A 19,832-nucleotide genomic window follows, 5' to 3' on the forward strand; every position below is an offset into this window, starting at 1 on the left:
ACAATTAGCTCAGAGCTGGGCAAAGACCCTGTGGATAAATGGGTGAAGTGGGTCGCTTTTTTCGGATGAGATAAACGCCAAAGCTGCTAAAGGCAGTGTATTAGAAGCTGTGGCAGAGCTTAAAGACTGTCAAAAGGAACGCTAGTAATTTTGAAGCGGACGTAGTTGGCTACAGAGAAAAAACACAGCCGCTGCCAAGACAATAGAGGGCCCGGCTGGCGTGTCCCATAAAATAGAGGCGAGCAAGCCGAGCACTACGGCGAGGCAGCCGATCAGGGATGCCAGCAGCGCCATTTGCTCTGGAGTGCGGGAGAGCCTGCGTGCTGCAGCAGCGGGAATAATCAGCAAGGCGGTGATCAGCAACACACCAACCACTTTCATGGCAATGGCAATTAGCAGGGCTAGCATCAGCATTAGCGCCATACGTATTCTCTCTACCGGTACACCTTCCACCGAGGCCAGCTCCTCGTGCAGAGTGAAGGCTAATAATTTTTCCCATAGACAGTAAAGCAGAGCGAGGATGCCCACGGCAGTAACAGACATCAGCACCAGATCTTGGCTGCCTACGGCGAGTAAGTCGCCGAGTAACAGGGAGAGTAGGTCCACCTTAATCTCGAACAGGCTGACAGTCACGATTCCGAGAGCGAGCATCGAGTGGGAGAGAATCCCCAATAGAGTATCCACGGCTAACTTCTGCCTGCGCTGCAGGTACACCAGTAGAATTGCCAGCAAACAGCAGGTTGCGCCAACGGCGAGGGTGGGCATGATGTGTAGTACAAAGCCGAGGGTGACACCGAGCAAGGCTGAGTGTGCCAGTGTGTCACCGAAGTAAGCCATGCGCCGCCAGACGGCAAAACAGCCCAGTGGGCCGCTAACTAATGCGACTAACAGACCGGCACCCAGGGCGTACCAGAGAAATTGGCTGTGCAGTAATTCGCCGAATTCGACCACTTATTGTTGCTCTCTATTTTTGCCGTTCGACTTTGTACCAGAGTGGTTGCACTCTCCGGCAATATCGCCACTCAGTTTGTGCTGATGGTTATGCTGGTGGGTATAGGGAGCCACGGTATCGCCAAAGAGCGCCAGGTAGGCGGGATCTTTGCTCACCTGTTCCGGGTGTCCGTGACAGCAGATGTGTTGATTGAGACACAGCACCCTGTCGGTGGCGGCCATCACCAGGTGTAAATCGTGCGACACCAGCAACACCCCGCAGCCCAGCTCATCGCGAAGGGTGGCTATCAATTGATATAACTCACTCTGCCCGCCAACATCGACGCCCTGGGTGGGCTCATCCAGCACCAGTAATTGCGGTTTGCGGGAGGCGGCGCGAGCGAGTAGTACTCTCTGCATCTCCCCGCCAGAGAGGTTTGCTAGGCTGGCTTGTAACAGTTGCCCGGCACCCACCCTATCCAGTGCGGCCTGCGCTTGAGTGGTCTTTATTCCCGGTTGGCCTATTTGTAGGAAACGCTGCACGGACATGGGCATCGAGTTGTCTATGTGTAAACGCTGGGGCATATAACCGATTCGCAGGCCCGGTTGGCGCCAGACGGTGCCAGATGTGGGTTTGGTCAGCCCCAGTAGTAGTCGCAGCAGGGTGGTCTTGCCGGCGCCATTGGGGCCGATCAGGGTGACAATCTCCCCCCGAGTCAACTCCACGGAGATGTCCCGGAGTAATTGCCGGCCGGCGAGTTGTAGCGCGACGCGATCGGCGGTAATTAGCGGCGGGGAAGGGTTCAGGACAAAATCTCCGGGGCGGGTGTGAAAAACTGTATGTTTGTGGCTTTCAAGCGAGGACTCAAAAAGAGAGCCTGTTGCCAGTTGGGCTGGCGGCGTGAAGCCGGTTGTGATTATATCGCAGTTTTTCTTCGCCAAATGTCTCCGATGTCTCCCTCTTCGCGTGTTTTCTCCTTTTCTGCCCTGATGTTGTTCTGCCTCAGCCTGCTGGCCTGTGGTAAATCTCAGCCCATTGAGCGCACAGAGCTGGTGGTGAGTGTGCGCCCGCTGGCACTGATCGCACAGGAAATTGCCGGTGATAACCTGCCGGTGAAAATATTAATCCAGGGGGTCGATCCCCACCATTACGCCCCCAGTGTTGCGGAGCGGGCACGTCTGGAGCGCGCCTTATTGATGATTTGGCTGGGGCCGCAGATGGAGGGGCTGTTGGCCGGGCAGGTGAATTCGCTACCCGAGGAAAGGCAATTGCAATTATTGGGCGCAACTGAATATGAGTATCAGGGGGCCAATGCAGCCGATCCCCACCTGTGGCTGCGCCCGCGCAATGCGGCATTGGCTGGGGCCCTGATCGCTGAGCGCCTGGCACAATTGCAGCCGCAACAGGCTGAGCTGTATCGCAGTCGCGCCCGTGACTTTTCCCAATCTATGGCCAGCCTTCAGAAAGTGCTGGACCGGGCCCTATGGGCCTACCGCGATGTACCTATAGTGGTGACCCATGATGCTTATGGACATTTCTTTGGCTCCGCTGGGGTGAATACCCGTGCTCTAAGCAATGGCAGCGGTGGCGGTCGCGGTGCACGCGCCATGTTAGGCCTCAGTGGGATGGGGCGAGGTTGCCTGTTTGGAGAAGTCCCAGAAAATACTAGGGACCGGCAAGTGGCAGAGCATTTGGGGCTGGAATATGTCGCTCTGGACCCCCTCGGCGAACAGCTGGGGCCCGATGCTAGCTATCGCGACTTGATCGAGTCACTGTTGGTACAAGCGCGCAGCTGTCTTAGTGAGATACCCGACAGCGGTGTAGATGAAGCAGAGTAGTAGACTGGGCCCCAGGCAATGTGATGTCGACTTGGGAAAAAAAAGATGGCCCGACAGTAGAGACGCGGGCCATACCTTGTAACCATACCTTATTAGAGCCGCTTAACCGGCATTACCGGATTTATTTTTGAATTGCAGAAGTTTTTCTGCGCGCGCTGAATCTCTCTCGGCCTTGCGCTGCATCTTTTCCAGTTGACGCATCTGGCGTTGAAATAACGCTTCACTCTGTTCCTTGGTGGCTTCTTCCAGCATCAGTTCGTGACTTGGTATCTGTGGATAATCTGCTGTAGCGGAGACCGTTTGCTGGGACTTTTCCGTTTGGCAGGCAGATACCGCGGCTACTGGCGTTGCTAGAAATGAGGCGGCAAATAGCAGTGCGGCGTACATCACTCCTCTCATAATAAGAATCCTTCCTGTACATCTGTGGGTAACTTTTTTGCGGAAATAAAAGGCCCCGTGCCGCCTGTGGGCGGCCATTGGCATTTTTTTCCGGGGAGTTGGCGATTAATGAAAGTCGCTACCGGCAAGACTAGACAAGCCTGAGCATTTGGTGAGATTGCTGCGTCGATTGTTAGTAACCCAGCGTCGAGATGAGTTGGCTTTGCCGCAGGGACGGTGGTGGCGGTAAATGTTCTACCTGGCGCTAGCGAGCGGAAAAACTGTGCAAAGGGGGGTATCCTATCGGCCAATCCAGCGCCGCGAGCGCCCGACAGGACAAATAACAGAATCCCGAGATTTATGAGTAAACAAAGCACCCCTGCCGCCCCGCTGATCCTGGTGGATGGCTCCTCTTATCTGTACCGCGCCTTTCACGCTCTTCCGCCGTTGACCACCAGCCAGGGCAAACCCACCGGCGCCGTGCGTGGTGTGATCAGCATGCTGCGCCGCCACTTGAAGGAGCATCCGCAAAGCCCAGTGGTAGTGGTGTTTGATGCGAAGGGAAAAACCTTCCGCGATGAGATGTTTGCCGAATACAAGTCCCATCGCCCTCCCATGCCGGACGACCTGCGCGAGCAAATTCAGCCGATCCACGACATTATCGATGCCATGGGGCTACCGCGCCTGGTGGTAGATGGGGTCGAGGCAGACGATGTGATCGGCACCCTGGCCCTGGAAGCCCAGCGTAAGGGCCAGGAAGTGATTATCTCCACCGGTGATAAGGACATGGCGCAATTGGTGCGCCCCGGCGTCACTCTGGTCAATACCATGTCCAACACGGAGATGGATAGCGAAGGGGTTGTGAAGAAGTTTGGCGTTGGGCCGGAGTTGATTATCGACTTCCTCGCCTTGATGGGGGATAAATCCGACAATATTCCCGGTGTCCCCGGAGTAGGGGAAAAGACGGCGCTGGCGCTGCTGCAAAATCTCGGCAGCCTCGAAAATATCTACGCAGACCTGGACGCCATTGCACCGTTGGGATTCCGCGGCGCCAAGACTCTCGGCAAGAAAATGGCCGAACACCGCGAGGCGGCAGAACTCTCCTACAAACTGGCCACCATCAAGACCGATGTGGAGATGCCTTATCACCCACAGGATCTGCATAATGCGGATCCCAATACCGATGCCTTGATAGAGCTGTTCACCCAAAATGAATTTCGCGGCTGGCTGGAAGAGCTGACCAGTGAAGAGTCTGAAGAGGCCATGGCTGAGGCGGTTGAGCGGGATTATGTCATCGTTACCGAGATGACTGAATTCGACGCCTGGCTTGAACAGCTCAAGGCATCTGAGATCTTTGCTTTCGATACCGAGACCACCAGCCTTAACTATATGCAGGCAAAACTAGTGGGGGTGTCTTTCGCAGTCGAGCCCTATCGAGCCGCTTATGTGCCTCTGGCCCACGACTATATGGGCGCACCTGAGCAACTGCCCTTCGATGAGATTCTCGCCAAGCTGAAACCTCTGTTGGAAGACGAAAAACAGAAAAAGGTGGGGCAAAATCTTAAATACGACAGTCATATCCTGGCCAACTACGGCATTGAGCTGCGTGGTATCGCACGGGATACGATGTTGGAATCCTATGTACTGGACAGCACCGGCAGCCGCCACGATATGGACAGCCTGGCACTAAAATACCTGGGCGAGCACACGGTTCATTTTGAGGATATTGCCGGTAAAGGCGCCAAACAGCTTACCTTCAACCAGATCGAGCTGGATAAAGCCGGTCCCTATGCTGCTGAAGATGCGGATATCACTTTGCGTCTGCACAATGAGTTGAGCGCACGCCTGCAGAGGGAGCCGACGCTGCAAAAGGTACTCGATGAAATCGAGATGCCACTGCTACCGGTGCTCGCACTTATGGAGCGCAACGGCGCCTATATCGATGCGAAAATGCTCGCCGAGCAGAGTGCCGAACTCGAGCAGAAGATGCGCGCGTTGGAGCAAAAGGCTTACGAGGTGGCCGGTGAGGAATTCAACCTGGGTTCCACCAAACAGCTGGGAGTCATTCTGTTTGAGAAATTGCAGATCCCGGTGATCAAGAAAACCCCCAAGGGGGCGCCATCCACTGCCGAAGCGGTACTGCAGGAACTGGCCCACAATCACGAACTGCCAGCGCTGATCATGCAGTATCGCGGTCTGGCCAAATTGAAGAATACCTATACCGACAAGCTGCCGAAAATGATCGACCCCAGCAGCGGGCGGGTGCATACCTCTTACCACCAGGCGGTCGCGGCCACCGGTCGACTGTCCTCTAGTGACCCCAACTTACAGAACATTCCCATCCGCACTGAGGAAGGGCGTCGTATCCGCCGTGCCTTTACTGCGGACCCACGCATTAATGGCGGTAGTGAAATTATTGCAGCGGACTATTCACAAATTGAGCTGCGCATCATGGCGCACCTGTCTGGGGACAAGGGTTTAGTGGATGCCTTCGCCCACGGAGCCGACATTCACCGCGCCACTGCTGCAGAGGTCTTTGAAGTGGCGCTGGATGAAGTCAGTGATGAACAGCGCCGCCGTGCCAAAGCCATCAACTTTGGCCTGATCTACGGTATGTCAGCGTTTGGCTTGGCCAAGCAATTGGATATCCCACGCGCCGATGCGCAGACTTATATCGACCGCTATTTCGAACGCTATCCCGGTGTGTTGCGCTATATGGAGGATACCCGCAAGCAGGCGGCGGAAAAGGGCTACGTAGAGACCCTGTTTGGTCGCCGCTTGTATCTGCCGGAGATCAACTCGCGCAACGGCATGCAACGCCAGGCGGCCGAGCGTACCGCGATCAACGCGCCAATGCAGGGCACCGCCGCAGATATTATCAAGCGCGTCATGATAGCCGTGGATGCCTGGCTGAAAGAGCAGCAGCTGTCGACAAAACTGATTATGCAGGTACACGATGAACTGGTACTCGAAGTGCCTAAGGATGAGGTTGAGACGGTGGCCAGTGGTGTACAGGAGATTATGCAGGGCGCTGCCCAATTGCATGTGCCTTTGATTGTGGATCTGGGGCGCGGCAAGAGCTGGGATGAAGCGCATTGAGTTTCTCAATTTAAGCGACTGGTTCATCCATTAAGTAAAAGAGCCAGTTCAATGAGATACGCCGGTACAAGATGGCTTAATAGGCGTCTTTTTGATGAAAAAAGTGCCAATAAGTGTGTTTTAGTCGGCGTTTTTGCATTCTTTGCGCGAAATCGTGGAACTGTTCCGGCGACATCCCCTCTAAAAAGGCAAGATCGTTGGAATGCGTCATCATCCCCCAAGGAAGTCAGATGTTTGCCCCGGAACTCCCCCAAGTCCGGGGCATTTTTTTTGCCTTCAAATTAAACCCTTCTACAGCTCTCGCTTTTTCATGGATTAAGCGACACAAGTAATTCCCGTAGGCCCGCTGGCGTTCATCTGGTCTAGTCTGAGCACTACAAAGATTTCATTCGTTTGCCACAACGCCTGGGCGGCTAGGATTATTAACTGCCCCTGTCCCCTGGTTACCGAGAGGGCCATCAATGCAGAACAAAACTATAGCGTTGGCAGCGGAGCACAAAACTCTCCAGGCTTCTCTCACGCTGCCCCAGGAGGCGCGTGCGCTGGTGATTTTTGCCCATGGCAGCGGTAGTAACCGCAACAGTCCGCGCAATATCGCCGTGGCTCGACGTCTGAACGATGATGGATTTGCCACACTTTTATTTGATCTGCTCAGCAAAGAGGAAACCCGTGCAGATGAGGCTACCAGCGAATACCGCTTTGATATCGACCTGAGTGCCCGGCGCCTGGTGGAAGTGATCGATTGGGCCGCACATGGGGAAACTACACGGACACTGCATATCGGACTATTCGGCGCCAGCACTGGGGCTGCGGCAGCGTTGATTGCCGCCGCCGAGCGTCCGTCCCTGGTGGGAGCGGTGGTTTCACGGGGCGGCAGACCGGACCTGGCGGGTTCCGATCTACCCCTGGTTAAGGCGCCCACGCTGTTGTTGGTAGGCGGTGATGACAAGCAGGTGCTGGAATTAAATAAAGAGGCCCTAAATCATATGGTCAATGAGCCCCGCTTGCACTTGATACCCCACGCCGGTCATTTATTTGAGGAACCCGGTGCCATGGATGAAGTAGTGCGCATGACCGAGCGCTGGTTTCGTGCGAGTTTACTATGAGTAGACTGAAACTATTTAGCCTGGATGCCGGCGCCGATTTTGCTGGTCGTGTGGCTGCAGCCCTGGGTGAACCACTAGCTCGTCACGAAGAGCGATGCTTTGCCGATGGTGAGCATAAAGTGCGCCCATTGGATGATGTCGAGGGGGCGGATGTCTTCCTGGTGCAATCCCTATACAGGGACCATTGCAGTAGTGTCGATGAAAAACTGCTGCGTTGTTTGTTCTTCATTGGCGCACTGCGCGATGCAGGGGCGGCACGTATTACCGCAGTAATGCCCTACCTTTGCTACGGACGCAAAGACCGGCGCACCAAATTACACGATCCACTGCCCACTCGCTATCTGGCCAGTTTGTTTGAGGCCGTGGGGACTCAGGTGGTTGTAACTCTTGATGCCCACAACCTGGCTGCGTTCGAGAATGCTTTTCGCTGCCGCACCTTACATTTGCTGTCGGAATCGCTGTTACTGGAATTTGCGCTGAGTCAGCTGTTGGCGGAACCGCGACCACTGTCGGTATTATCGCCGGATGAGGGCGGTATAAAGCGCGCGGAGGCCTTGCGCGAGGCCCTGAGTGAGCGTCTGGGGCGCCCAGTAGGTTGCGCTTTCGTCGAGAAGTATCGCAGTGGAGAAAAAATCAGCGGGGGCACCTTGGTGGGGGAAGTGCAGGGGGCGGTCGTGTTGGTTGTGGATGATCTTATCGCCAGTGGGGCAACGCTCTGTCGGGCGGTGGAAGCTGCCCATGGAGGCGGGGCGCAGCGTATCCTGGCACTGGCCAGCCACGGCCAATTTAGTGGCGATGCTTTCTCAAACTTGTCACAACTACCCCTGGAGGCGGTGGCAGTGACCAACTCTTTACCCCAGTTAAATTTGCCACAGAGTTTCCATCTACTCGACTGCGCCCCATTGATGGCGGAAGCGATTAGGCGCCTGCATGATTGTGGTCCGGTGAGTGAGCTTACACTTTAATTTTTTCAGCAAATTAGTCTTATCGACAAAGTAACTCTCTGCTTCACATCTGTCTTACTCAATGTTGGCGCATAAATACTCTTCTGAAATCCGTTCCATTTCTATCACGCGTTATTTTTTCCGCCCCTGAGCCGCATTTACATTTATTTACTTAAGCAATGGGAACAAACGGGGCAAATGTCCTATCGAATAAAACAGATCATTGTTGCTCCCTAACCCCAAAGCGTTCAGCTTTTTAACCCCGGAAATCCCCAACCCCGGGGTTTTTTTTGTCTGCGCGCAGGAGGATTTGTTTTCCGCCACTCTGGACCTTTCTCATTAGCTGCTGATTTATTGATGTCTTTGGAACCTATTTCCGGAAATTAGTGATTAAAGGGCATAGTATTCGCGCACCTCTGATCGTGGTGTTTACTGGCTGGGAAACGAATCTGAGCCAGCCTAACCTTCCAATATGCAAGGTGTTTGCATATGTAGAGGAACCCTCAGACGTACCCGTCCCCCTGGGTGCGTCTGGCAAGTGCCCCACCCCAAGGGCACTGACCCCTAGCCGGCAGCCCCCATCTGCCGGCTTTTTTTATATCTTGTTCTCAACACCTCCCCAAAAGTCTTTTCATTTGTCTCTTTCACTCAAATGCACTTGTAAATGATAATGTTTCTCATTATCTTTAATGTAAACCTAACAGGGGGGTTACCGTGAATTTACGTTACCTATGTGCTAATCACCGCCAGTGGCTGATTGAGAATAACGATCGTGCGGAACAGGCGTGGTTGGATTGGATGGAGCGCGGCAGGATGCTGTACGAAGAGGGAAATCATAGTGAGGCGATTCCCTACCTGGGTTGCGCGTTTGATGTGGCGGGAATGCTGCTCACGAGCGAGTGGCCCAGCTATGCCGTATCTGCAACACGTTTTAGTGAATGTGCCGCTCAATTAATGGCGGCTTATCGGAAGCAGGGAGATGAAAAACACCACCACTACCTCCTTGTTGGAGCCAGTTCTGTTCTCGCCCGCCAACTGGGAGATCGCGATAAACAGCGGCTTGCCGCTGACTGCATCAGCGCACTCTATACGGATGGGGACGACGAGCCGGCACCCTTACTTGTCGGGGGAAAGCTCGTATCCCATGGCGGGGCGAACCTGCAGTTGCACTAAAGGGGAGGCGGCAGCAGAGGTCGAAAAACCCTCGCATCTGCTCACTGTTGCTATTTGCGAGGATACCCTGGTGGATCTGTTAGCACAGCGTGCCCTTTGCGCAGAGGCGCTGCACTGTGCGACCCCCCAAGCGCGACGTCGTCTGCGCGAGTTGCTACTGCGTTCGCTGTTGCCCGGGGGAGAGCATATTTCGCCGGGCCGGAACTGACTGGGTGATCTTGGAGCCCCCGACCCCCTTGATCATCGCTTTGACTTGCAGATCGGTGGCTTTGGCCTAGATGTTCACTGAGCAGAACCGCGTGCCAAGGCGTAACTGGATCCCGTCTCCCCCAGAGTTTGCTTTAGCTTTCAGTCTCGGTTGGCACTTCAGCATCGGTCTGGGGCGCCAGCCAGGTGTTTAGCTTGCGCTCCAGCTTGTCGAGGCCGGTTTTTTTCAGTGAAGAAAAGGTCTGTAGGGTTACGCCGCGACTCAACCCCTGCTCCTTGAGGGATTTCTCCACGGCGAATAGGGCGTTGTTGGCCGGGCCATTTTTCATTTTATCGGCCTTGGTAAGCAGGATATGCACGGGCAGTCCGGCCTCTACCGCCCAGGTGAGCATATGCAGATCGAACTCCTTGAGAGGCTGGCGTATGTCCATTAATAACACCAGGCCGCGCAGGCAGGTGCGCTGCTCCAGGTACTCGGCCAGATGGCGCTGCCACTCGTCTTTCATAGCACGGGCTACCTTGGCGTAGCCATAGCCCGGTAAGTCTACTAGGCGCTGGTCTTCTGACAGGCTGAAAAAGTTGATCAGCTGGGTGCGCCCGGGGGTTTTAGAGGTGCGCGCCAGCTTGTTGTTGCTGGTCAGGGCATTGATGGCGCTGGACTTGCCCGCATTGGAGCGGCCGGCAAAGGCCACCTCGGCGCCAATGTCTTCAGGACACTGTGCCAGAGTAGGGGCGCTGGTGAGAAATCGTATGGAACGATAGTTCAGTTTCTGTGGTTGGGCTTCAAATTTGTTAATTGGCATCGTTTAAGTCTGCTGATTCAGTACACTCGCTTGGCGCGCAAGTATATAATGCCGCGGTTTTCGCGTCGCAGGACTATCGGGGGCGACACGAAACGCCATATTTCAGCGCGCAACGGGACGACGTATGAACAGCATTATCAAGAACACTGCTCTGGCACTCGGTTTGGTTTTCGGCTTGGGGGCCGTACCTTTTGCAATGGCTTCTGGCGATGCTGCTGCGGGCAAGGCTAAGGCCGCCCAGTGCGCCGCCTGTCACGGTGCTGATGGCAACAGCCTGTCACCGGCTTTCCCCAAAATCGCTGGCCTCGGTGAAAAGTACCTCTATAAGCAGCTCCAAGACATCCAGAGCAAAACTCGCGACATACCGCAGATGATCGGTCAGCTGGATAACTTTAACGACCAAGACCTACAGGATATCGCCGCCTACTTCGCCTCCCAGCCAATGCAGCTGACTGGCTCCACAGCCTTCCCGGTGATGCTTAATAGTGGTGACAGTGTCGATAGCCTAATCCTTGGCCGCAAGCTGTTCCGCGCAGGCAATAAAGAAACTGGCGTACCGGCTTGCATGGGCTGTCACTCTCCCACTGGTCAGGGCAATGCACCAGCGGGTTATCCGCGTCTGTCCGGTCAGTATCCGGAGTATATTGAAGCGCAGCTGAAAGCCTTCCGTGCGGGTACTCGTGCCAATGATGGTGAGATTCGCACCATGCGCACCGTTGCCAAGCAGCTCTCCGATGCAGAGATCAAGGCGGTTGCCAACTATATCGCTGGTCTGACCGACTAAAAGGGTTAGCCACAGTAACGAGAGGCCGGTCACACACCGGCCTTTTTTGTGCCCGACGCTCGCTCAAGTGGGCGGGAATTGGGTAAAGTATTGCCACTTTTGCGACCTTTCCTTGCGCCTGGCGCTGGGAACTTAAATAATCTGCGCTGTCTATTGTGTCCTCAGTGGCCCGACAGTATGCCGCCAAATCAGGCGCTCGAACCACGAATGTACAAGCTGGAGAAGACTTATGAGAGCAGTTCTCGCCCCTATAACGATGGTTTTGGCTGTGTTGTTCAGCCTAGTCGCCTGCGCCCAAGAAGGCGGTGAATTCAAGGCGGGCCAACACTATCAAGTGCTGCCACAGGCGGTAGCGCAAAAAAACGCCAATAAAATCGAAGTGACCGAGATGTTCTGGTATGGCTGCGCCCACTGCTTTCATTTCGAACCGACCCTGGAGCGCTGGAAAGAAAAAATGCCCAGTGATGTCTCCTTGGTGAAGCTGCCGGCTATCTGGCAGCCAGTGATGGATGTTCACGCCCGCTTGTTCTACGTGGCTGATGCCATGGGTGTTCTGGAAAAAATGCACACTCCGCTGTTCAACACCATCTACAACCAGCGCCAAATGCTGGCGATTCGTGAAGGTCGCAACTTTAAGCCCGACCTGGCTGCTATTGAAGCCTTATTTAACAAGCATGGCGCCGATGGTGCTAAAGCGGCCAAGTTGATGAACTCCTTCGCCATTAACAGCAAGGTCAAGCAGGGTGTTGCCAATCAGCGCGCCTATAAAATGACTGGTACACCTGAAGTGGTTGTGGCTGGTAAGTACCGTATCAGCTCCTCTCTGCCGGGTTACAAGGGCAAAAGCAATGGTCAGGAATTGATGCTGCAAGTAGCGGATTACTTGATCGCCAAGGAGCGCGCCGATCGAGGCTAATAGCCCATCTGAAAACAAACCCCGCCCAGTGCGGGGTTTTTTGTATCTAGGCGTTTGCCACAATTAACGACTACCACCCCTTTCGTTATCTGCCAGTAACAGGAAGTCATTTTTGCGAAATTCATGGACTTTACTACTCTTGCTGGCCCTCTCAGTTCAATCTCTTTGGGCGCAGCAGGTCGCGGAAAATGACAAGCTTGCCGCGCGCGCGAGCAACCTGCTTTCCTATATCGCTGTGGGTTACGGGGATGCCATCGATAAAGGCCAAATTATCGATACAGGTCTCTATCAACTCCAGCAAGACCATGCTGCCGAGGCGCTGGATCTGGTGCGGAAGTTGCCAGATAAACCGGGCCGTTCAGCCCTGGAAAACAGCATGGCAGGGTTACAGGCGGCTTTGAGCCGACGCGAGGATGCTGAAAAAGTGCGAAGGCGCGCCAATGAGATAGCCGACCGATTGGCGGCTCTCTATCAAATGCAGCGTTCACCAGCCCACTCACTGCCTTCAGCCAGCTTGGCTGCTCCCCTTTTCCAACAGCGCTGCGCCAGCTGCCACGGTAGATGGGGCCAGGGTGATGGAGCCCTGCCCGATCTACGCGATGCTAGGCGGATGGCGAGTTTCAGTCTTTATGACCTCTACAATACTCTCGACCCTAACGTGGATAGCGTGCATAGCGTGCATAGCGTGCATAGCGTGCATAGCGAGCGGGTTGATGGCGCCTTAAATAGTCGCCAGCGCTGGGCTCTCGCGGTGACGGTGGCCGCTTTTGCCGTAAAAAATCAGCTGCCACCCTCCGCCGATCTTGCCGAGCGCTATCCAGCACTGATCAGTCTGCCGGGTATGGCGGTAACCCGACCGATTGAGTTGCCTACTGATGCCAGGAGTGCCTTATTGTGGTGGCGGGGCCACCCGCACCTGATCCGCTCCCTCGAACACCCCCTTACTCGCGCAGAGGGGTTACTAAGCTTGGCGGAAACCGCTTATCGAGGCGGTGACAATGCCGGTGCTTATCACAAATTGATGCTTGCCTATCGAGAGGGCTATAAGCCGTTACAGCAATCCATTGAAATGAGCGACCGGGTTTTGTACAGCAAGTTACAAGCCCAATGGCAAACATTGCGCCGAGAAGTGCTCTCAAACGCGCCCAATACTGATGTGATCGCTTCAATTCAAAATTTAGGCACCTTGCTGGGAAGAGCCAGAGCACGCCTGGAACCAATGCCGGGGGGACACATCAGCTATTTATGGGCGGCATTGCTCTTTGCATTGGCACTGGCACTGGGGGTGTCACTTTGGTGGGGACTGCGCTGGAGAAAGCGGTCTAGACTTTAAAGGGTTTGTGCGCCAAATCAGCTGATCAGCCGTGAGGAAGTCGCCGTGGCAAGATCCTTATTCTCCGCTCTTATTCTCTGTTGTGTGGTGCCGCTTCAGGCGGCCGAACCGCTAGATGCCTTTCCTGCAGAAGTTGAGGGTAAGCGGCGCCATGTTATTGAGTTGCCCAAGGTGGTCGATGAGAGCCGCTTTATGGTTGAGTTAGTGCCAGGCAAGAATGCATTGGCCGATTGCAACCTGCGCAGTTATAGCGCGCCCTTACAGCGCCAGGTTCTACCGGGTTGGGGTTACCCCTATTATGTGCTGGCAGAACCAAAGCCCTCCAAAGGTACCAGTAAAGTTTGCGGGTCCGATTCCGAATCGCGCCGTTTTATCCGCGTGCGCGGTAACGGCCTGATACTGCCTTATTCAAGTAGCCAGCCCCTGGTGGTGTATCTGCCGGAGGGCGTCCAATTGAAATACCGTGTGTGGCGTGCGGATAAAAACCTGTCTGATGCTCACTCAAAATAATGATTGCTCGTAGCCCTATCTAACAGCCTTTCTAATTCCACTCCCCCATAGTGGCGCCTCAATAAATATTTTTAATGCTTCTAATGCCACTGTGGGATTTAGCGTCTAGCCTTACTAAGCAAGGGATGTGAAAAATAGCGCCTGTGCGATTTTTCACGCCGGTTTTTTTGGCCTGTGGCCGTAACCGGCCAGGAAAATTGGCGGTGACGCCAGCCGCCGTTTACAGCAACCCCTTTCCGCGGTTCTTACCGTGGAGCACTTACGGTAGAGCAGCGCATGAAGTATTTGCGTAATCCCCCTTCGAATTTTGTGTTTGTCGCCATACGACAGAGTTGTGCCATTGCCTTAATGCTGTTCCTGTTATTGCCCTCGATGGCAACGGCGGAATCAGCTCAACAAAGGTGGGCTGGCAACTGGTTGGTAGTGAGTGAAGGTGACGACCAACTGGTTTGGCAACTCAATGCCGATGGCTCCGGTTATGCCTATGGCTTTAACTCCGGTGGCAGATTGACTCATGGCTTTGCCATTAACTGGCAACTGGATGGTGATCGTGTGCGGGTCCGCACCGGTGCTTCCGTTAGCTGTAAGGGCGGTGTGGTCTCGGTGGCGTTTCGTGGTTGGAGCCGCTCCACTCTGTTATTTGCCGTAATAGACGGGCGGCACTGGCTGCAGGCTGGCGGTGGGTTACTGAGTTTCCAGCGCCGATTGAGTGACTGGAGTACGCCTAAAGCGGGTAGCAACTGCCCCAACATTGCCAGCTGATTTTTGGGTCCGAGTAAGAAACAAAACAGGAATTTTCCACTCAGGGAGGGGAGCGCCGAACATTGGAGTAGAGCTGTGATGCAAAAGTCCTTGGTTTTGACTCTGGTATTTTTGCTCACAGCATTTTCAGCTTTTGCCAAGGAGGAGCAGAAAAAAAAAGAAAAACAGAGTGAACAGACACAGCAGCGCAATGCGGGCTGGCACGCTCAATCCAAGCTGAATGCCAGCCAGTGGGTAGGTGCCTGGCTAATCTCCAGAGATGGGGAGGCCCGCCATGTATGGAGTCTAAAACCCGATGGTACTGGCCGCTCCTACGCTTTTCTCCCACATGACGGAAAAATGCAATTTGCTTTTGGCTACGATATCCACTGGTATTTTGATCCTTTCACCCAAATGGCCAATATAAAAACCGGTCGTAGAATCATTTGCCGCAGAGGAAAAATATATCCCTATTTTCTCACTTTAAAATCCTATGAGAGCGATTATTCAGTGCGAGGTAAATTTGCCTGGCAGACTACCTGGACGGAAGTGAGTATCGGTCGGGATCGCTTGCATAAATCTCTGATTGTTTTTGTTGCACCATTATCTGCCTGGCATGATCCTGGCAAGGGTGCTCCCTGTCCCGAGTTCCCTCGTGTGCGTCTGGAAAAAGCGATTGATAGAATGTTGCAACGCTGGGAAAAGAAAGATTCCCCCGATTTAGAGGTGAATACTGCACCAGCTCCGGGCGAGCCAGAGCTAGAAGGAGAGGAGCTGAAAAAAACCAATAAAAAGAGGGTGAAAACCCGTCAGCGAAATTAAAATAAAAAACCTCTGAGACAGTGGTGTTGTCATCCATTAATAGAACGTGATGATCAAGCAGGTCTTATGGCCATGTAGTTTTACCTGTGGGAAATGTTCCCTCTGGATAATTACACTAGGTGGTTTCTGACTGGTAACCATTCGCTGAGTATTTTCACAGCAGGTTTTTTCAACGGCAAACCGGATATGACTGCAGAAGTTTCCCTCGCAAATATCCTGAGAAATATGTGCCCAAAGTTACATGAGGAAACCTACGTGTTTTGCCAGGTGTCGGATGCTCGGCTCGAAGAAGTCTTGACTCAAAGCCTGTGTATCTTCCGCGAAGGCGAGGGGATGAGCGCGATCTTACCCAGATGCTTGGCACAGCAGTATGGGATTGCTTCCAGCGGGCCCTTCAGACAAATTACCCTGCAGGTCTTTTCCGGTCTCAGTGCGGTGGGCCTTACCGCTACAGTCGCCAGGGAGCTGGCTGATGCGGGCATAGTGGCGAATATGGTAAATGCCCTGCGTCACGATCATGTCTTTGTCCCTGAAGAGAGCGCGCAGCGAGCCTTACAGCTTTTACGCGGGCTCAGTAATCGGGTGTATTACACCTGAGCGCTTGCCAGTGCGTATTAATTACCCTAAACCCCAGCCCCACGGCGAGATTCGCCAACTACTACCAGACCTGTTCTTCGTCCCTGGGACCGTAAAACTGGCTCCGGCGGTTACCATTAACCGCAACATGGCCATTGTGCGTTGGCAGGAAGAGCTGATACTGGTGAACCCGATACGCCTGCGCCCAGCGCAAGAAGAGAAGTTGCAGGATCTCGGCCGAATAGCTCATGCAGTGCGTCTTGGCTACCATCACGGCCAGGATGATCTTTATTACCGTGACCATTTTGATCTGACTTTTTGGCGGCAGACCGGTTCGAACTTTTATCCACCCAGTGCCGATAGGTTGGTGAGGGATGGTGGAATTTGTCCAATACCCGGCAGTCGCTTCGTGGAACTGCGTTACAGCCGTTACCCAGAGGCATTCTGGTGGTTGCCCTTCAATGACGGCCTGTTGCTGGGCTGTGATGCTCTGCAGTATTGGGGGAAGTGGAGCGGTTGTAGCTGGTTTGGCCGAAATCTGCTGCGACTGTCCGGTATGCGCTCGGGGATGCAGGTACCGCCTGCCTGGCGAACACGGATGACTCCTGAAGGCCGGGACCAACGCTGTTGGCTGCAGGAGGATTTTGAGCGCCTGCTACAGCTGCCCTTCCTACACTTTCTGGCAGCCCATGGAGAGTTTTGTGCGGATCGGGCCCATGAGGAAGTGACCGCCGCAATAAGCCGAGCCTTTCCTGGTCTCTACAAGGCCGCCTGAATTCTATATATTAATCCTTTCAAGTAAGTGATCACTCACATTTTGGTGCTCTGCGCTAAGTCTGAACGTGGTAAGATTGCGCTCCTTTTTGGTGCGGTGTTGGTTCTGTCTGGCAGACCGCAAAGATTTATTCGAGAAGTAGTAATCCGATGAAAAGAAAAGTCCTGCTCAGCGGCCTGCTGTCGTTGCTGCTGGTGGCCTGTATGCCAGTTTCCACCAGCACAGCCCCAAGCGCGAATATCGACAATATCAGTCGGGATGTGAATTACCTGGCTTCTGCAGAGCTGGCGGGAAGAGACACAGGCAGCGAAGGCTACCTCAAGGCGGCGCAATATGTGGCCGCGCAGTTCCAATCCATGGGGCTCGCTCCGGCTGGTGAGCAGGGGTATTTTCAGGATGTACCTTTCCGTAGTGCCAGCTGGAATGGCACTGAGCCGACTTTTGTTTTAAAGGGGGGCAAAGGTGAGGTCGGCTTTGCCTTCGGGGAGGACTTTATCACCTCGCCTTCTGCGTCCAGTGAGCAGGCACGCTTGGAGGCCGAGCTGGTGTTTGTTGGCTACGGAATTGAAGCGCCGGACTATGGCCTAGATGATTATGCCGGATTGGATGTGAAGGGTAAGATTGCAGTGATACTGAGTGGTCGCCCGAAGAGTCTGCCCAGTGAAGTGGGGGCTCACTATGCATCAAGTCGCAACAAGGGTGAGACCGCTGCTCGTCATGGTGCGGTGGGTTATATCACCATTTATACCCCCGAACGTGAGAAGCGCCGCCCCTTTGTGCGCTATGCGGAGCATCGTCACGATGAGACTTTCGACTGGGTAAACCGAAAAGGCGAGCCGGGCAGCGCTATCCCCGGTTTGTATCCTGGTGTATTGCTCGATATCGATGCGGCGAGCAAACTCTTCGACGATGCCCAACAGAGCCTCGCAGCTATCTTCAGCATTATGGAAAAAGGTCAAAATCCCCGTGGATTTTCGCTCCCTTACCGTGCTGCCCTGAGTACAAGCTCTAAGCATCAGGAAGTGCGTAGCCCCAATGTTGTGGCCGTATTACCGGGTAGCGACCCGGTGCTTAAAAATGAATATGTGGTCTTCTCTGCACACCTGGACCATATCGGTAAAAAAGAAGATGGCCAGATTTATTATGGCGCTCAAGATAACGCTGCAGGTATCGCAGTAATGCTGGAAACCGCACGGTTGTTTGCGGAGTCTGGCCAAGCACCGCGACGCTCTCTATTGTTTGTTGCGGTGACCGGGGAAGAGAAAGGATTACTCGGCTCGGACTACTTTGCCGAATACCCTACCGTACCTCTGCAGTCCATCGTGGCCAATATCAATCTGGATATGCCCATGCTGCTCTACCCATTCCGCGATATTATTGCCTTTGGTGCCGAGCATTCGTCCCTTGGCCAGATTGCGGAACATGCGGCAAAACTCAGCGGTTTAAAATTGAGCCCTGATCCCATGCCTGAAGAAGTGATCTTTGTTCGTAGTGATCACTATAATTTCGTTCGCCGCGGTGTGCCCTCTATTTACCTAATTACTGGGCGCGAAGCTCAGGACCCGAATATTGATGGTACCGCTAAACAAGTGGCATTCCTGAAAGAGAGCTATCACAAACCCGGAGATGCGCCTGATGCTGGGGTGAGCTATGCAGCTGCTAGGCAGTTCACCGAAGTTAATTATCTAATTGCCAGGGAAGTGGCGGATGCTGCGGATAAGCCTTCATGGTATGAGGGAGATTTCTTTGGGGACCTGTTTAGCCAGTAGTTAGCGTGCACTAGTGGTTATTGGAGATTCCCTTGATACCTGGCTAATTTGAGCAGGGAATCTCCAGGTCATGAAGCTTTCAGTCGAATTTCTCGAGTTGCAGGGCCTTTAAAACTATTGCGGTAAGTACCTATTACCTCTTTAGAAGTAAAATTGGGCCTAGGCCTAACTACAAGTGAAAGGTAGATATCTTCTTCAGGCTGCCCACTCCAACATCGGTATTCAGAATAGGGTTCAGGCCAATTTTCTACTTGGCCGACCAGTGAAGAGACTTTAAGCAGCTTACCGAGTGGATCACCACTGCACTTGGCAAGCGCCTCCTTTATGGTCCAAGATTTTATAAACTCTTGCTTTAAGAGGGCTATCGGTAAGCTTTGTAACCAGGACACCTCATAGGAGCTAAAGTAATTCTGGGCTATTGCCAGCCAATCTCTTTTGGGATGGTCTCTTTCACAGTCAATACCAACCGGAATTTTTCCAATGGAGACTGCAAGGTAGTCTGCCGTATGGCTGATTGAGAGGTTGACAATAGGGGTTCCTGAGAAATTGGCAACTGTAGGGTTCTTAGGGTCAACTTCCAGATCAGAAGGGTGGCATCCGAACCGTTCAGCAATAAGGGTTTTCGCGAGTAGGCGCCCGGCTAAAAATTGCATTTTCCGATTCGGGTTGCGAATGTTTTTTAAACGTAAATGTTCCGTGTCACTCAATAAGAAAGATGAGTTTGCCTGCCAATCCTCAGGCCAATTTTTGAATGAAGAGCAAGTAAAATAAAGCATAAAGTCTTATCTATCGATTCAGACTTAGATTGTAATCACTAACAAAGCTGAATAGCAGAACGGCTCTCATGGTAAATGGTTGAGGAAAAGATGGGGTACATGCATCTTCAGAAATGCCTCAGAAATAGACCATAAATGCCGGATTGGGCAATTAAGGATCATTCTTAAGTTTAGAGCTTTTTCCTTTAAGTTGTCACCTTAAGGGAATTTTATTCTTGGTGAGAGCTTTATCATTTTTAGAGGCCCACGAAGGCTTAAGTTGACCTTATGCCAGTGAAATTAAGGGTGCTAGTATACGAGAACTGTCCAAAGGAATAGTTCTCGTGTATTTAGGTGTAATAAAGAAACTCA

20 protein-coding genes are annotated in these 19,832 nt (G+C 53.4%); 15 read left to right on the top strand and 5 right to left on the bottom strand.

From position 1 onward, the window contains the following. Nucleotides 1–141: 141 nt before the first annotated feature. Both znuB and znuC read right to left on the bottom strand, forming a co-directional pair. Nucleotides 142–951 (bottom strand): zinc ABC transporter permease subunit ZnuB, encoded by an 810-nt coding sequence (gene znuB, locus ACJJIB_RS01675; protein WP_444887650.1) that lies wholly within the window; start codon nucleotides 949–951, stop codon nucleotides 142–144. Next, on the bottom strand, nucleotides 952–1,737 hold the full coding sequence (gene znuC, locus ACJJIB_RS01680) for a zinc ABC transporter ATP-binding protein ZnuC (RefSeq protein WP_444885940.1): 786 nt from the start codon (nucleotides 1,735–1,737) through the stop codon (nucleotides 952–954). A gap of 144 nt (nucleotides 1,738–1,881) precedes the next feature. Between znuC and ACJJIB_RS01685 the strand changes: the two genes are divergently transcribed. Beyond that, nucleotides 1,882–2,769, top strand: coding sequence for a metal ABC transporter substrate-binding protein (locus tag ACJJIB_RS01685; protein ID WP_444887651.1), 888 nt, complete (start codon nucleotides 1,882–1,884; stop codon nucleotides 2,767–2,769). A gap of 102 nt (nucleotides 2,770–2,871) precedes the next feature. Here ACJJIB_RS01685 and ACJJIB_RS01690 read toward each other — a convergent pair whose 3' ends face one another. Then, nucleotides 2,872–3,168, bottom strand: coding sequence for a hypothetical protein (locus ACJJIB_RS01690; protein WP_444883303.1), 297 nt, complete (start codon nucleotides 3,166–3,168; stop codon nucleotides 2,872–2,874). Between the two features lie 339 nt (nucleotides 3,169–3,507). Between ACJJIB_RS01690 and polA the strand changes: the two genes are divergently transcribed. The 5 genes from polA (at nucleotide 3,508) to ACJJIB_RS01715 (ending at nucleotide 9,677) form a co-directional block, all read left to right on the top strand. Continuing rightward, nucleotides 3,508–6,246: a DNA polymerase I gene (polA, locus tag ACJJIB_RS01695; RefSeq protein WP_444887652.1), complete on the top strand. Its 2,739-nt coding sequence runs from the start codon at nucleotides 3,508–3,510 to the stop codon at nucleotides 6,244–6,246. Between the two features lie 461 nt (nucleotides 6,247–6,707). Beyond that, entirely contained in the window at nucleotides 6,708–7,352 is a 645-nt protein-coding gene (locus tag ACJJIB_RS01700; RefSeq protein ID WP_444883305.1) for a dienelactone hydrolase family protein, read from the top strand. After that, nucleotides 7,349–8,317 carry a ribose-phosphate diphosphokinase gene (locus ACJJIB_RS01705; protein ID WP_252084020.1) on the top strand — a complete coding sequence of 323 codons (969 nt, stop codon included), beginning with the start codon at nucleotides 7,349–7,351 and terminating at the stop codon, nucleotides 8,315–8,317. Before ACJJIB_RS01700 ends, ACJJIB_RS01705 begins: the two co-directional genes overlap by 4 nt. Nucleotides 8,318–9,010: 693 nt before the next feature. Continuing rightward, nucleotides 9,011–9,469 carry a hypothetical protein gene (locus ACJJIB_RS01710; protein ID WP_444887653.1) on the top strand — a complete coding sequence of 153 codons (459 nt, stop codon included), beginning with the start codon at nucleotides 9,011–9,013 and terminating at the stop codon, nucleotides 9,467–9,469. Beyond that, nucleotides 9,441–9,677 (top strand): hypothetical protein, encoded by a 237-nt coding sequence (locus ACJJIB_RS01715; RefSeq protein WP_444887654.1) that lies wholly within the window; start codon nucleotides 9,441–9,443, stop codon nucleotides 9,675–9,677. The genes ACJJIB_RS01710 and ACJJIB_RS01715 overlap by 29 nt, the downstream gene beginning before the upstream one ends. Before the next feature lie 133 nt (nucleotides 9,678–9,810). Here the strand turns inward: ACJJIB_RS01715 and yihA are convergent, their stop codons facing one another. Then, nucleotides 9,811–10,479, bottom strand: a complete 669-nt coding sequence (gene yihA, locus ACJJIB_RS01720) for a ribosome biogenesis GTP-binding protein YihA/YsxC (RefSeq protein WP_252084022.1) — start codon at nucleotides 10,477–10,479, stop codon at nucleotides 9,811–9,813. A gap of 124 nt (nucleotides 10,480–10,603) precedes the next feature. On the opposite strand from yihA, the gene ACJJIB_RS01725 reads away from it, so the two are divergent. The 9 genes from ACJJIB_RS01725 to ACJJIB_RS01765 all read left to right on the top strand — a co-directional run bounded on the left by ACJJIB_RS01725 (nucleotide 10,604) and on the right by ACJJIB_RS01765 (nucleotide 18,705). Beyond that, nucleotides 10,604–11,263 carry a c-type cytochrome gene (locus tag ACJJIB_RS01725; RefSeq protein WP_444883307.1) on the top strand — a complete coding sequence of 220 codons (660 nt, stop codon included), beginning with the start codon at nucleotides 10,604–10,606 and terminating at the stop codon, nucleotides 11,261–11,263. A 229-nt stretch (nucleotides 11,264–11,492) separates the two neighbouring features. Beyond that, on the top strand, nucleotides 11,493–12,179 hold the full coding sequence (locus ACJJIB_RS01730; RefSeq protein WP_252084024.1) for a thiol:disulfide interchange protein DsbA/DsbL: 687 nt from the start codon (nucleotides 11,493–11,495) through the stop codon (nucleotides 12,177–12,179). Between the two features lie 112 nt (nucleotides 12,180–12,291). Then, complete coding sequence (locus ACJJIB_RS01735) at nucleotides 12,292–13,512, top strand: c-type cytochrome (protein WP_444887655.1); 1,221 nt, start codon at nucleotides 12,292–12,294, stop codon at nucleotides 13,510–13,512. Between the two features lie 45 nt (nucleotides 13,513–13,557). After that, nucleotides 13,558–14,022: an ecotin family protein gene (locus ACJJIB_RS01740; RefSeq protein WP_444887656.1), complete on the top strand. Its 465-nt coding sequence runs from the start codon at nucleotides 13,558–13,560 to the stop codon at nucleotides 14,020–14,022. A 276-nt stretch (nucleotides 14,023–14,298) separates the two neighbouring features. Beyond that, nucleotides 14,299–14,784, top strand: a complete 486-nt coding sequence (locus ACJJIB_RS01745; RefSeq protein ID WP_444887657.1) for a hypothetical protein — start codon at nucleotides 14,299–14,301, stop codon at nucleotides 14,782–14,784. Between the two features lie 78 nt (nucleotides 14,785–14,862). Beyond that, entirely contained in the window at nucleotides 14,863–15,585 is a 723-nt protein-coding gene (locus ACJJIB_RS01750; protein ID WP_444887658.1) for a hypothetical protein, read from the top strand. A gap of 186 nt (nucleotides 15,586–15,771) precedes the next feature. Continuing rightward, entirely contained in the window at nucleotides 15,772–16,182 is a 411-nt protein-coding gene (locus ACJJIB_RS01755; protein ID WP_444883311.1) for an ACT domain-containing protein, read from the top strand. Nucleotides 16,183–16,192: 10 nt separating this feature from the next. Continuing rightward, nucleotides 16,193–16,936 (top strand): hypothetical protein, encoded by a 744-nt coding sequence (locus ACJJIB_RS01760; RefSeq protein WP_444887659.1) that lies wholly within the window; start codon nucleotides 16,193–16,195, stop codon nucleotides 16,934–16,936. A gap of 149 nt (nucleotides 16,937–17,085) precedes the next feature. Continuing rightward, complete coding sequence (locus tag ACJJIB_RS01765) at nucleotides 17,086–18,705, top strand: M28 family metallopeptidase (RefSeq protein WP_444887660.1); 1,620 nt, start codon at nucleotides 17,086–17,088, stop codon at nucleotides 18,703–18,705. 68 nt (nucleotides 18,706–18,773) lie between these two features. Here ACJJIB_RS01765 and ACJJIB_RS01770 read toward each other — a convergent pair whose 3' ends face one another. Continuing rightward, the gene (locus ACJJIB_RS01770) at nucleotides 18,774–19,481 is read right to left on the bottom strand and encodes a 4'-phosphopantetheinyl transferase family protein (protein ID WP_444887661.1); all 708 of its coding nucleotides are present in this window, start codon (nucleotides 19,479–19,481) and stop codon (nucleotides 18,774–18,776) included. Nucleotides 19,482–19,832 lie beyond the last annotated feature (351 nt).

It is taken from the genome of Microbulbifer mixtoriginis (SeqCode), assembly GCF_052467705.1.